Below are 13,044 nucleotides of genomic sequence, written 5' to 3'. Positions count from 1 at the left end.
CCGCATGGTCACTGTTGACCGCCGGACCCTGCTCAAGGCGGGGATGACCGCGACCGCGGCCGGCGCACTGGGGATGACGACCACGGGTACGGCCGCCGCGGCCGTGCCGACGCCGACGATCCACCCCACCTCCGAGTGGGGCGCGCGGGCTGCCACCGGCCCGATCGTCGTGGAGAACCACAAGCCGACCTACATCGTCGTGCACCACGCTGTCGATCCGCCGATGAACAACGACTTCTCGCTGGCGCGCGCGTTCTACGTCGCGAAGTTCATCCAGGACCTGCACATGGACAAGAACGGCTGGATCGACAGCGGCCAGCAGTTCACGAACAGCCGCGGCGGGTTCGTCACCGAAGGCAGGCACCGCAGCCTGGAGATCCTGCGCGGCGGCACGCAGCACGTGCAGGGCGCGAACGTCGGCAACCACAACAGCGAAGTCATCGGCATCGAGAACGAGGGCCTGTACAGCACGGTGGACGTGCCGCAGGCGCTGTGGGACTCGCTGGTGGGCCTGGTCGCCTACATCGCGCACCAGTACGGCATCGCGCCCGAGTTCATCAAGGGCCACCGCGACTTCAACTCGACCGAGTGCCCCGGCACGGTGCTCTACAACCGGCTCCCGGAGCTGCGGACGGCGGTGGGCCGCGTCCTCGGCGTCTCGGTGGCCCGCGCCGAAGCCGAGTGGCCGCTGCTGAAGCCGGGCGACGCGGGTCGTCAGGTGCAGCTGGCCCAGCGGTTCGTGCGGACGTCCGGGTTCGACGTGCCGGCCGACGGCGTGTTCGGTAAGTCCACAAAGGACGCGGTGGCCGCTTTGTCCGTTCAGGCCGGGCTGCCGCGCCACACGTGCACCGCGACGAAGGCGACGGACGAGACCGGCTTCCTCGGCGCGGACGTCTGGCCGCTGATCGTGCCCTCGGACCGTTCGACGGCGGCTTGGCGGGCGGACCTGTCTCGCGCCTAGCGAGCCAGGACCTGGCTCAGGAAGGCTTCCACGGCACCCCGGTAGATCTCCGGGGCTTCGTCGTGGGGCAGGTGCGCCGACCCGGGCACGACCAGGTGTTTCGCGCCCGGCACCCGCGCCGCGACGGCCGCCTGCTGACCGGCGGGCATCGCCGTGTGCTCGCCCTCGACCAGCAGCAGCGGGCAGCGGATCGCGTCGACGACGTCCCAGTAGTCCCGGCGCCCCCATTCGGCGGCAATGACGTACAGGTCCTCGAGGTCGGCGACCAGGTGGAACCCGTCGGAACGCTCCTCGACGCAGTCGGCGAAGTACTCGCCCGCGTCGCCGAAGAACTCGCGGACGTGGTCGAGCGACTTGAACGGCACCGGCCAGCTCTCGAAGTACCCGCGCCACGTCTCGACGGTCCGGCCGCGCTGGTCTGGCGCGAAGTCCTCGGACACCACCGCGCGCACGAGCTCCGGGTACTTCGCGGCGGTCGTCCACGCGTGCAGGCCGCCCATCGAGTGCCCGATGAGCACCGCCGGGCCGGCGTCGAGCGTCCGCAGCGCGTCCGCGACGTCGTCGGTGAACCGCTCGGTCGTCCAGGGCCCGACGCGCGGCGCGCTGCCGTGGCCGCGCGCGTCGAGGCCGTACACCGCGCCGTACGGCCGGAGCCACTCCGCGACGCGGCTCCACGTCCGCGCGCGGCCCATCAGTCCGTGGAGCAGAACGATCGGCACGCCGGTGCCGCCGAAACAGAGCACGCGGCCACCTAACCACAAAACCGCAGGTGCGGAACGTGACCAAGTGATCGCAATCCATCACCTAAGGTGGTCGGTATGCGCCGCCGACTGACTGCCCTCGCCGTCTGCGCCGCGGTGATCGTCGCCGCGGCCTGCGGCGGTGACGCCGTCACGGCGCCGCCCCCGCCCGCGCCGATGCACCCGGCGCCGGGCGCGTCCGGCGCCGGTGATCCGTACTACCCGGAGGACGGCAACGGCGGGTACGACGCGCTGAACTACCACGTCGACGCGACCTACGACCCGCCGAGCGGCCACCTCGACGGCGACACGACGGTCACCGCGAAAGCCACCCAGGACCTCAGCCGGTTCGACCTCGACCTGCGCGGGCTCGACGTCCACAGCGTCGAGGTCGACGGGCAGCCGGCCCGCTTCACCCGCGAGAAGGCGTTCGAGCTGGTCATCACGCCGGCGGCGCCGATCCGCGCCGGGACGACGTTCCGCACCCGCGTCCGCTACGGCGGCGACCCGGCAAAGACCCCGCACGACGGCGGCAGCGAGAACGGCTGGCAGCACTCGTCCGACGGCGGCGCGTACATGGTGGGCGAGCCGCACTCGGCGGCGTTCTGGTACCCCGTGAACGAGACCCCGCGCGACAAGGCGTCGTTCACGCTCACCGCGCACGTCCCGGCCGGGTGGACGGTGATCTCGAACGGCCGCGAGGGCCCGCCGGGCACGTGGACCGAGCCGAACCCGGTGGCGAGCTACCTGACGACGATCGCGATCGGCAAGTTCGGTGTCGACAGGTCGACGTTGCCGGACGGCACCCCGGTGGTCACGGCGTACGCACCCGGCACCGAGGCCCGCCGCGCGATCGGCGACCGCCTGCCGGAGGTGCTCACGTTCCTGAGCAGCAAGTTCGGCCCGTACCCGCAGTCGGCGGCCGGCGGGATCTTCTTGAACGAGGACGTCCGCTTCTCGCTGGAGACGCAGACCCGGCCGACGTACGCGAAGTGGGCGGACCTGCCGACGCTGGTGCACGAGAACGCCCACGAGTGGTTCGGCGATTCGGTGTCGCTGACGAACTGGTCGGACATCTGCCTGAACGAGTGTTTCGCGTCGTACGCGCAGTGGCTGTGGGCCGAGCGCGAGGGCCAGACCCTGGACGACCGCTACCGAGCGGCGATCGAGATCACCCGAGGCAGCACGGACTTCTGGGCGCAGAAGCTGGTCGGCATGGGACAGGGCCACGAGTTCGAGGGCGTGTACAACAAGGGAATCCTGGCGCTGCACGCGTTGCGCCGCCGAATCGGCGACCCGGCGTTCAACCACCTCCTGCACGACTGGCCATCCCACTACCGCCACGGCAACGCGACCTGGACCGACTTCGAGAAGATGGCCACGCAGGTGAGTGGGCAGAACCTGAAGGCGTTCTTCGACGAGTGGTTCCGCGGGACGAAGCTCCCCGCGGACGCTGATCTTTTCCCCGGCTCACTGCGCAGCTGAGCCGCCCAGCAACGACCGCGTCAGCGCACTTCGCGCGTCCTGCATCTCCCGCAGGGCCCTCGTCAGCTCCTCGTCGCCCACCACGACGTCCTCGTCCGGGCGGGCCGCCAGCGACAGCAGCGACGCCCGCCTCAACAGCTCCTTCGCGAACGACGCCGTCACTCCCTCCGTCGCCGCCACGATCGGGGCCAGGTCCGCCGTCAGCTTCAGCCCTCGCGAGTACAGGCGGAGCAGCGCCAGCCGGCCCGGTGCGTCCGGCAACGGGATCTCCACCGCCAGGTCGACGCGGCCCGGGCGGTCGGCCAAGGCCCGCTCCAGCTCGCTCGCGCGGTTGGTCGTCAGCAGGAACGTCACGTCCGCGTCGCCGCCCACGCCGTCCATCGCGTCGAGCAAGGTGAACAGCAGCGGCTGGACCTGGGGCCCGTAGCTGCGGTCCTGCGCGACCAGGTCGACGTCCTCGAGCACGACCACGCTCGGCTGCAGCCGCCGCGCCAGCTCCGCGGCCTTGCCCACGAACCGCATCGCCGTGCCGGTCAGGATGATCACCGTCGTCTCCGGCAGGCGGCCCATCAGGTAGCGGACCGTGTGCGTCTTGCCGGTGCCGGGCGGGCCGTGCAGCAGCAGCCCGCGCTTGAGGTGCTGGCCCGCGGCCAGCAGCCGCTCGCCGTGTTCGGCGATGCCGACCGTGTGGCGCTCGATCGCGTCGAGCACGCCGTCCGGCAGCACGACCTCCTCGCCGGTCAACGCCGGCCGCGGGAGGAACGTGAGCAGCTCGTTCGCGCGGTGCTCGCTGGTGCCGAAGGCCAGCACCTGCCCCCGCAGCAGGTCGTGTTCGGCCATCAGCAGCTCGACGTGGTTGCGGACTTCGGTGGCGACCGCCCGGGACGTCGCGAGGACCTCCAGCCGGCACTGCTCGAGCCCCCACTGCGGGGTCGCCCCGCGGATGGCGAGCAGCACCGGCTCACCGTCCGGCGCGCTCGTGCCGACCAGCCCCAGCTGGACGGCTTCGGTCGCGTCGTGCGGGCCGGTCGCCGTGGTGGTGTAGTCCACCGAGCCGAGCTCGTACATCCCTCTGCTGCGCGCGGTGGCGAGCATCCCGATGAGGTCTTCGTGCGTGCGCTGGCCGCCCGCGATGCCGAACCAGCCCACGGCCGTGCCGTGCGCGGCGAGGTAGGCGTCGACCCCGCGCTGGATGTTGGCGTGCTCCCACATCGGCCAGTTGCGGGTCACGACCACCACTTCCGGCAGCGGTGCCCCCAGGTGGCCGGTCACCCGCTCGATCAGCTCGTTGGCTTGGCCGTCCGCGACTTCGTCGGCGGTGGCTCGGACGATCCGGGCGATATCGGTGGCGAGGTCGCGCTCGGTACTCCCCATGACATCAACAGTGGCACGGGTCACACTTCCAGTCCAACTACTGTGGGACCCATGAGTGTCGTGAAGATCAATGCGATCGAGGTCCCCGAAGGCGCCGGCCCCGAGCTGGAGAAGCGGTTCGCCGGGCGGATGCACGCCGTCGACCAGCAGCCCGGCTTCCTCGGGTTCGAGCTGCTGCGCCCGGTTTCCGGCGAGACGCGCTACTTCGTCTACACGAAGTGGGAGACCGAAGAGGCGTACCAGGCGTGGGCGAAGGGCGGCCCGGCCGCGGCGGCGCACTCGGGCGAGCGCGCCAAGCCGGTGTCCACCGGGGCGAACCTGCTCGAGTTCGAGGTCGTCCTCGGTTCGCAGCCGGGTGAGTGACGCTCTCGGGCGGGCCGCGGAGCTTCTGAACGGCGCCGGCGCGCTGCTGATCTGCGCCGGCGCCGGCATGGGCGTCGACTCCGGGCTGCCGGATTTCCGCGGCGGCGAAGGGTTCTGGCGCGCGTATCCGCCGTACGCGCGCCTCGGGCTGCGGTTCGAGGAGCTGGCCGACCCGCGGCACTTCGCCGACGATCCCGAGCTGGCCTGGGGGTTCTACGGCCACCGGCTCGCGCTCTACCGGAAGACGGTGCCGCACGAGGGTTTCCGCCTGCTGCTCGAGCTGGGCTCACGCCTGCCCGGCGGCACCGGCGTGTTCACGTCCAATGTGGACGGACAGTTCCAGGAGGCGGGCTTCGGGCTCGTCTCCGAGGTGCACGGCTCGATCCACCACCTGCAGTGCCTCAGCGAGTGCACCCGCGAGATCTGGCCGGCGCCCGCCGAAGACGTCGTGATCGACGAAGAGACGATGCGCGCGGTACCGCCACTGCCGTCGTGCCCCCGCTGCGGCGGCCTGGCGCGCCCCAACATCCTGATGTTCGGCGACGACGCGTGGGTCCCGGACCGCGGCCAGGCCCAGCTCCACGAGCTGACCGCGTGGCGCCGCACGGCCCGTGACCTCGTGGTGGTGGAGATCGGCGCGGGCCAGGCGATCCCGACGGTCCGCCGCTACGCCGAACTGGCGAGCGCGGCGAGCGGCGCGCTGATCCGCATCAACCCCCGCGAACCCGAGATCCGGCACAACCGGGGCGTCTCGATCGCGGCCGGCGCCCTGGAAACGCTCACCGCGCTCCTCGGCTAAGACCTGGTCTCAAAACTCGGCGTGTCGCCAGGTGAACCAACGGCCCGCCCCTGGCTCCGCACCGCCCGCCGGTGGGCCCGGCGCGACGGACCGGAGGTCTGTCAGAGAGACTGGGGGCCAGTGCCCGCCCTCTCGACCTGGAGACTTTGATGCCGCAAGGGACCGTCCGCTGGTTCGACGCCGAACGGGGTTTCGGCTTCCTCGCGCCCGAGGACGGCTCGCCGGACGTGTTCGTGCACGCCTCCGAGATCGTCGGGGACGGCGGCGCGAAACTGCTCCGCGAGGGTCAGGTCGTCGTGTTCGAGGTCGGCGAGAACGACCGCGGGCCCCAGGCGCTGCGCGTTCGCGTCACCGCCGATGCGGCCACCGGCAGCGCCGTGGGCCTGCTCGGCACCGTCAACTGGTACGAGCCGGGCAAGGGGTACGGCTTCGCGTCGCCGGACGGCGGCGGCGCCGACATCTTCGTGCACAGCTCCGCCATCGTGACCGGCGGCGTGCTCACCGAGGGGCAGCGGGTGGCCTTCCTGATCGTCGAAGGCGAGCGCGGCCCGCAGGCCGAGCACGTGATCCCGCTGGGAGCAGGGGCCGGCTCACCCGCTGCGGCCGGTGTCGCGGACGGTGCTGACGGCACGGTGGCCTGGTACGACGAGGACAAGGGCTTCGGCTTCATCAACCCCGACTCCGGCGCCGGGGACGTCTTCGTTCACGCCCGGGCCCTGGCCGAGGGGCTGACGTGGCTCGCGGAGGGCGACCGCGTCGCCTACGAGGTGGCCAGTGGAGACAAGGGCCCGCAGGCCCGCGACGTGCACCTGGTCCGGGGCGCCGAGCCCCAGACGGCGCCGCAGCGGTCGGCACCTGCCGCGGCCGCGGGGCCGCCGGCGCGGGACGTGCCCGCACGAGGCGGCGAGGGCGTCGTCGCGCGCTACGACAGCGACCGCGGCTTCGGCTTCATCACCCCGGACGCAGGCGGCGACGATCTCTTCGCCCACGCGTCCGTGATCATGGGGTCGGAGCCGCTGCAGAAGGGTGACCGGGTCCGGTACGCGGTGCGTCAGAGCGACCGGGGCCCGCAGGCCGACCGCATCGAACGCCTCTGAAGGGGCGGCCCCACCGACGGCTGCGTTCGGTCCGGTCGTAGCGCAGCCCGAGGCGTCTGAACCGCAGGGCTAAGGCAACCGGACTTCGGCGAACACCGCCCGGTGGTCGCTGCCCGCGACGTCGAACACCCGGTAGTCCTGGACCGCCGCCCGGTTGTCGACCACCACGTGGTCGATCGTCACCACCGGCGATGACGACGGCCACGTCGGCGTCAGCGCCGAGCCGTGCTCCTCCGCCGCGTCGTTGTAGCCGCGGGAGAGCACCGTGCGGAACGCCGCGTGGTCCAGCGTCGCGTTGAAGTCGCCCGCCAGGATGCGCAAGCCGTGCTCGCCGGCCGCGCGGGACAGGTCCTTGATCTCGCGCTCCCACTGCGGGGTGTCGACGTCCGGGGAGATCGGGTGCACGGCGACGATCTCGGCCACCACGCCGTCGCCGAGGTCGGCCTGCGCGCCCGGCTGCTTGGCCGCCGAATCACCCGTCAGGTTGACCTCCTTCAGGGGGAAGCGCGACACGATCCCCGAACCGAACGCGCCGGGCGCCGGGTGCAGCACCCGGTACGGCAGGGCCTGGAACAGCCCGGCCGCGGTCAGGCCGTCGACCGCGCGGGGTGTCAGCTCGACCAGGTTCAGCACGTCGATCCGCTGCTCGCGCACCAGGTCGACGACGGCCTTCGGGTCCGCCTGGCCGTAGAGCAGGTTCGAAGCGAGTACACGCAGTGTCTTTCCGTGCACTTCGCGTTGGTCGCTCGCCGACAGCCGGGGCAGCACGAGGACGGCCAGCACGATCGCCAGTACCAGCGCGGTCCCGCCGACCCACCAGCGCCGCAGGGCCAGTGCCAGCCCGCCGAGCAGCGCACCCGCGGCCGCCACGTACGGCGTCAGCGACAGCGCGACGAGGGTGTACCAGTCGCCGTCGTAGCCGATCAGGCGCAGCGCGACCAGGGCCGCCAGCAGTACCAGCGGCACCACCAGCAGGGCCGTGACCAGCGGATACTTCCGCCGGACGCGCGTCTCTTCCGCAACGGTCATGTGCCGAGTATGCCGATGTGACGGCCGCCCCACCCGAGTGCCGGCGACACCTCCACAAGATCTCCACCAGCGCCTGCCAGCCGCTGCCAGCGAGCTGTGCGCGGCTTACCAGCGCCGTCGTCCAAAGTCATCCTCAGGAAGCGACAGCGAAGGAGGAACGCCCATGTCGCACGCGATCCAGGCCGAGGGCCTGGTCAAACACTTCGGGGACACCAAGGCGCTCGACGGGGTGGACCTCGAGGTCCCGTTCGGGCAGGTCGTGGGGGTGCTCGGGCCCAACGGCGCGGGCAAGACGACGGCCGTCCGCATCCTGGCGACGCTGATGAAACCCGACTCCGGCAGAGCGACCGTCGGCGGCTTCGACGTCGTCACCGACCCGATGCGGGTCCGCAGCCTGATCGGCCTGACCGGGCAGTACGCGTCGGTCGACGAGGACCTCAACGGGATCGAGAACCTCGTCCTCATCGGACGGCTGTACGGCCACTCCCGTGCGCAGTCCAAGGCGCGCGCCGTCGAGCTGATCGAGCGGTTCGAGCTGACCGCCGCGGCCAAGCGGCCGATCCGGACGTACTCCGGCGGCATGCGACGGCGGATCGACCTGGCCGCCAGCCTCGTCGGCGGGCCCGAGGTGCTCTACCTCGACGAGCCGACCACCGGGCTCGACCCGCACGCCCGCAACGAGGTCTGGGACGTCGTCCGCAACCTCGTCGCCGAGGGCGCGACGGTGCTGCTGACCACGCAGTACCTCGAGGAGGCCGACCAGCTGGCCGACAAGATCACCGTGTTCGACCACGGCCGCGTCGTCGCCGACGGCCGCGCCGACGAGCTGAAGCGCCGCGTCGGCGGCCAGACGCTGCAGGTCCGGCCGACCCAGCTGTCCGACATGGACGCCGTCAACCGGATCCTCGGCGACCTCACCGGCGTGCACCCGACCCGCGACAACGCGACCGGGCTGCTCACCGCGCCGGTCAACGACCCGGTGCTGCTGTCCACCCTGGTCCGCAAGCTGGACGAAGCCGGGATCACCGCGGACGAGCTGGCGCTGCGGCTGCCCAGCCTCGACGAGGTGTTCCTCGCCCTGACCGGGCACACCGCCGAACAGTCCACTGAGGACAAGACCCTCGAAGGGAGCCTGGCATGACGACGCTGGCGCTCGACCGCCCGGCCCCGCCGCGGCACATCAGCCCCGCCAAGGGTTTCCAGCACGCGCTTTCGCTGGCCTGGCGCGGCATCCTGAAGATCCGCAAGAACCCCGAGCAGCTCGCCGACGTCACCTTGATGCCGATCATCTTCCTGGTGATGTTCGTGTACCTCTTCGGCGGCGCGCTGTCCGGCTCGACCGACGCCTACCTGCAGATGGTCGTCCCCGGCATCATCGTGATGAACATCCTGCAGGCCTGCCTCACGGTCGGCACGAACCTCAACACCGACATCACCAAGGGTGTGTTCGACCGCTTCCGCAGCATGCCGATCGCGAGGTCGGCACCACTGATCGGCGCGGTACTGGCCGACGTCGTGCGCTACGTCGTCTGCCTGACCGTCCTGATGGTCGTCGCGACGATCATGGGCTACCGGATCGCGACCAGCCCCGGCGAGTTCGCCGTGGCGATCCTGCTGGCGCTGGCGTTCGGGCTCTGCTTCTGCTGGGGCTCGGTGTTCGTCGGCATGATCATGAAGTCGCCGGGCGCGGCGCAGGCGCTGATGTTCGTCTTCATCATGCCTCTGACCTTCGGCAGCAACGTGTTCGTCCAGACGTCCACGATGCCGGGCTGGCTGCGGGCCTGGGCCGACATCAGCCCGGTGAGCCTGATGGCGAACGCGCTGCGCGGCCTGATGAACGGCGGCGCCGTCGCCGGTCCGCTGGCCGGCGCGCTCGCCTGGATGGCCGGCGCGGTCATCGTGTTCTTCCCGCTGGCCACCTGGGCCTACCGCCGGCGGGTGTGAGGCGCGGGGGCACGGGGGTGTCCCGCGCCAGGGGAGCTGAAGGGGACGTCCGCGCGGACGTCCCCTTCAGCCCATTCCGGCGTGGACGGCCGCGATGGCGTCCTCTTTGGACATCGCGCGTGCCTCGGCGATCAGCTCTTCGTACCGCGCGTCGGAAAGCTCCGCGCGCAGCCGGGCGATCAGCTCGCGCACCTCCGGGCTGCCCATGTCGAACCGGCCGCGGATCAGCGCCGACGCGCCCAGCATGCGGGCCGCCTCGACCGGCCGGCCCTGCTGCCCGCGCACCAGCGCCAGCAGCTCCACCGCGCCGGCGAGGTCCGGCATGTCACCGCGGTCGCCGGTCGCCGAGATGGCCTTGGTCAGGTGCGCCGCGGCCGCGTCCGGCCGGTGCTCGGCCAGCGCGAGCCGCCCTTCGAACGCGCCGACCCACTCCTCGCCCATGCCCTCGGGGAACGCGACCTCCCACGTCAGCGCCTTGAGCTGAGCGAGCGCCCCGCGCGCTTCGGCCAGCTGCCCACCGCGCAGGTACAGCTCGATCCGGCCGAACAGCAGGAACGCCCGTTGCTGCGGGTTCTCATTGCCCTGCGCGTAGCGCTCGGCGGCCTCCTGGTCACGCCACGCGCCCTCGAGGTCCCCGAGGCGGCTGCGCTCGACGGCCAGGCGCCACCAGTGCTGCACGACGTCCTCGGTCGACCGCAGCTCCATCGACAGCGCCAGGCCCTGCTGGTACACCTCGATCGCACTCTCGCCCTCGCCGGCCTGGGACAGCGCGTTCGCCTTGAAGCTCAACGTCATCGCCGTGCCCCAGCGGTCACCGACCTCGCGGAATCCCGCGTACGCCCGGTCACGGGCCTGGTCCGCGCCCTCGACGTCCCCGGTGTCGTCGAGCAGGAAGCTCTCCACCCAGTAGCCGCCCGAGCGGATCCAGACGTTCTCGTCGGCCTGCGCGCGGTGCACCTCCCGCATCGCCAGCTCGCGGTCGCCGCCGAGGAACGCCAGCATCGGCAGCGCCACGGCCAGGCCCGGGTACTTCCCCACCGCACCGGTGCGGACGCAGTCGTCGACCAGCTCGCGGATGCCTTCGAGCGGGAGCCGGGACGGCACCTGGTTGAACAGCCGCGCGATCGCGCGGTAGGCCGCGTTGACGTCCGGCGGCAGCCGGTCGCCGAAGGCGAGCACCGCGTCGATGAACTCCTCGGCCCGTTCGCCCTGCCCGAGGATGGTGAAGTACCAGAACATCCCGTTCAGCAACCGCACCGAAGTGTCCACATCGGACCGCTCGATCGCCGTGCGCAGCGCGCCGGTCAGGTTGGCCGACTCCGCCTCGTAGAGGTCGATCGCGGACAGCTGGTCGCCGGTGCGCAGCAACGGTTCCGCCCACTCGGCGAGGCCGACGTAGTAGTTCGCCATCGCCCGCTGGAACGCGTCCTGCTCGCCCGACTCGGCCAGCCGCTCGCCGGCGTAGGCCCGCAGGGTCTCCAGCATCCGGTACCGCGGCTCGCCGCCACGGTTCACGGTGTCCACGATGGACTTCTCGACCAGCGTGCCGAGCACGTACGGGACGTCGGCGGCGGGCAGCAGCTCGTCCGCGCAGACCCGCTCGACGGCCTCCATCGGCGCACCGCTGGGGAACACCGCGAGCCGCCGCGCGAGCACCAGCTCCGGCTCGGTGAGCAGGTCCCAGCTCCATTCGACGACCGCGCGCAGGGTGCGCTGCCGCGGCAGCGCGGTGCGGCTGCCCGAGGTCAGCAGCCGGAACCGGTCGCCGAGCCGGGCGGCGATCTGGGCCGTCGTCATCGACCGCAGCCGCGCGGCGGCCAGTTCCAGCGCGAGCGGCATCCCGTCGAGCCGACGGCAGATCTGGCCGACGTCGTCCACAGTGGACTCGTCGAGCACGAAGTCCGGCCGGACCGCGCTCGCCCGGTCGAGGAACAACCGCGTCGAATCCAGCTCGGCGGCTTCGGCGGGCGCCGCGCGTTCGGCGGGCACGGGCAGCGGCCCGAGCGGGCAGAGCGCCTCGCCGGTGATGGCCAGCGGCTCCCGGCTGGTCGCGAGGATCCGCAGCCCGGGCACGCGGCCCAGCAGCTCGTCGGCCAGGGTCGCGGCCGCGTCGATGACGTGCTCGCAGTTGTCCAGCACCAGCAGCGCTTCGCCGCCGGCCAGCACCTCGACGGCGTGGCCGAGCAGGTCCGGCCGCCGCCGCACCTCGGTTTCGGCGCTGCGGATGTCGCGCACCTCCAGCGCGGCGAGCAGCGCGCCGCCGACGTCGCCGGGGTCGCGGACGCCGGCCAGCGGCACGAACCACACGCGGCCGCGCGCGTGCGCCGGGTGCCGCGACGCCGCCTCGGTGGCCAGCCGCGTCTTGCCCGCGCCGCCCGGGCCCGCCAGGGTCACCAGGCGAGCACCGCCGAGCAGCTCGGCCAGCAGCTTGAGCTCGTCGTCACGGCCGACGAACGTGGTCAGGCGGGTCGGCAGCCGGTCGGTCACCGGCGACGGCGGCGCGAACTCGCCGCGCAGCGCGGCCAGGTGGATCTCCTGCAGCTCGGCCGACGGGTCGACGCCGAGCTGGTCGGCCAGGGTGTGGCGGATTCCGGTGTAGACGGCGAGTGCCTCCGACTGGCGCCCGGCCGCGCACAGCGCGCGGATCCGCAGCCCGGCCAGCCGCTCGCGCAGCGGGTCGGCGTCGGCCGCGGTGGTCAGGTCGGCGAGGACGCCGGCGTGCTCGCCCAGCCGGATCAGCGCTTCGAAGCGGTCTTCGGCCGCTTCGGCCTTCAGCTCGGTGAGCCGGCGGGCGGGCGCGGGCGCGAAGGGCGCGTCGAGGACGTCGGCGAGCGCGCCGCCCTGCCAGAGCGCGAGAGCTTCGGCGAGCAGCTCGGCCGCGCGGGCGTCCCGGCCCGCGGCGAGCTCCCGGCGGCCGTCGGCGGCCAGCCGTTCGAACCGCTCGGCGTCGACGTCTTCGCGCGCAACAGCGAGCCGGTAGCCACCCGGACCCGACTCGACGGCCACCGGCAGCGCCTTCCGCAGCCGCGAGACCAGCGACTGCAGGGCGTTGGCGGCGTCGGCGGGCGGTTCGGCGCCCCAGAGGCCGTCGACGAGCGCGTCGGCCGGGACGGCCCGTCCGGCGTCCAGCGCGAGCCTGGCCAGGAGCATGCGGAGGCGGGCACCGCCGATGTCGATCGGCGTGCCTTCGTCGTGGGTCGCCCGCAACGGGCCCAGCAGCGCAACGCGCATGCGTCCAGCTTTCCAGACCGC

At 72.3% G+C, this 13,044-nt stretch carries 11 protein-coding genes; 7 read left to right on the top strand and 4 right to left on the bottom strand.

The annotated features are described in order from the left end of the window. The first annotated feature begins 4 nt into the window (after positions 1-4). Positions 5-961, top strand: a complete 957-nt coding sequence (locus ACZ7OU_RS09780) for a peptidoglycan recognition protein family protein (protein WP_470254797.1) — start codon at positions 5-7, stop codon at positions 959-961. Here ACZ7OU_RS09780 and ACZ7OU_RS09775 read toward each other — a convergent pair. After that, on the bottom strand, positions 958-1,704 hold the full coding sequence (locus tag ACZ7OU_RS09775; protein WP_470254796.1) for an alpha/beta fold hydrolase: 747 nt from the start codon (positions 1,702-1,704) through the stop codon (positions 958-960). The two genes, ACZ7OU_RS09780 and ACZ7OU_RS09775, sit on opposite strands and share 4 nt — an antisense overlap. Positions 1,705-1,779: 75 nt before the next feature. Between ACZ7OU_RS09775 and ACZ7OU_RS09770 the strand changes: the two genes are divergently transcribed. Then, positions 1,780-3,186: a M1 family metallopeptidase gene (locus ACZ7OU_RS09770; RefSeq protein WP_470254795.1), complete on the top strand. Its 1,407-nt coding sequence runs from the start codon at positions 1,780-1,782 to the stop codon at positions 3,184-3,186. Here ACZ7OU_RS09770 and ACZ7OU_RS09765 read toward each other — a convergent pair. Then, positions 3,172-4,560: an AAA family ATPase gene (locus ACZ7OU_RS09765; RefSeq protein ID WP_470254794.1), complete on the bottom strand. Its 1,389-nt coding sequence runs from the start codon at positions 4,558-4,560 to the stop codon at positions 3,172-3,174. The genes ACZ7OU_RS09770 and ACZ7OU_RS09765 overlap by 15 nt on opposite strands. A gap of 51 nt (positions 4,561-4,611) precedes the next feature. Here ACZ7OU_RS09765 and ACZ7OU_RS09760 point away from each other — a divergent pair, with 51 nt between their 5' ends. The 3 genes from ACZ7OU_RS09760 to ACZ7OU_RS09750 all read left to right on the top strand — a co-directional run bounded on the left by ACZ7OU_RS09760 (position 4,612) and on the right by ACZ7OU_RS09750 (position 6,819). Then, the gene (locus tag ACZ7OU_RS09760; RefSeq protein ID WP_470242355.1) at positions 4,612-4,923 is read left to right on the top strand and encodes an antibiotic biosynthesis monooxygenase family protein; all 312 of its coding nucleotides are present in this window, start codon (positions 4,612-4,614) and stop codon (positions 4,921-4,923) included. Then, positions 4,916-5,722, top strand: coding sequence for an SIR2 family NAD-dependent protein deacylase (locus ACZ7OU_RS09755; RefSeq protein WP_470254793.1), 807 nt, complete (start codon positions 4,916-4,918; stop codon positions 5,720-5,722). The genes ACZ7OU_RS09760 and ACZ7OU_RS09755 overlap by 8 nt, the downstream gene beginning before the upstream one ends. 149 nt (positions 5,723-5,871) lie before the next feature. After that, positions 5,872-6,819, top strand: a complete 948-nt coding sequence (locus ACZ7OU_RS09750) for a cold-shock protein (RefSeq protein ID WP_470254792.1) — start codon at positions 5,872-5,874, stop codon at positions 6,817-6,819. Between the two features lie 69 nt (positions 6,820-6,888). Here the strand turns inward: ACZ7OU_RS09750 and ACZ7OU_RS09745 are convergent, their stop codons facing one another. Beyond that, entirely contained in the window at positions 6,889-7,848 is a 960-nt protein-coding gene (locus tag ACZ7OU_RS09745) for an endonuclease/exonuclease/phosphatase family protein (protein WP_470254791.1), read from the bottom strand. 163 nt (positions 7,849-8,011) lie between these two features. Here ACZ7OU_RS09745 and ACZ7OU_RS09740 point away from each other — a divergent pair, with 163 nt between their 5' ends. Next, complete coding sequence (locus ACZ7OU_RS09740; protein ID WP_470254790.1) at positions 8,012-8,989, top strand: ATP-binding cassette domain-containing protein; 978 nt, start codon at positions 8,012-8,014, stop codon at positions 8,987-8,989. After that, positions 8,986-9,792 carry an ABC transporter permease gene (locus ACZ7OU_RS09735; RefSeq protein WP_470242360.1) on the top strand — a complete coding sequence of 269 codons (807 nt, stop codon included), beginning with the start codon at positions 8,986-8,988 and terminating at the stop codon, positions 9,790-9,792. Before ACZ7OU_RS09740 ends, ACZ7OU_RS09735 begins: the two co-directional genes overlap by 4 nt. A gap of 66 nt (positions 9,793-9,858) precedes the next feature. Here the strand turns inward: ACZ7OU_RS09735 and ACZ7OU_RS09730 are convergent, their stop codons facing one another. Beyond that, positions 9,859-13,023, bottom strand: a complete 3,165-nt coding sequence (locus ACZ7OU_RS09730; RefSeq protein ID WP_470254789.1) for an AfsR/SARP family transcriptional regulator — start codon at positions 13,021-13,023, stop codon at positions 9,859-9,861. Positions 13,024-13,044: the final 21 nt, after the last annotated feature.

The organism is Amycolatopsis sp. NPDC114505, from assembly GCF_055633615.1.
The sequence above is the reverse complement of the archived record's forward strand: the minus strand, read 5'-3'. Positions and strand labels throughout refer to the sequence as shown.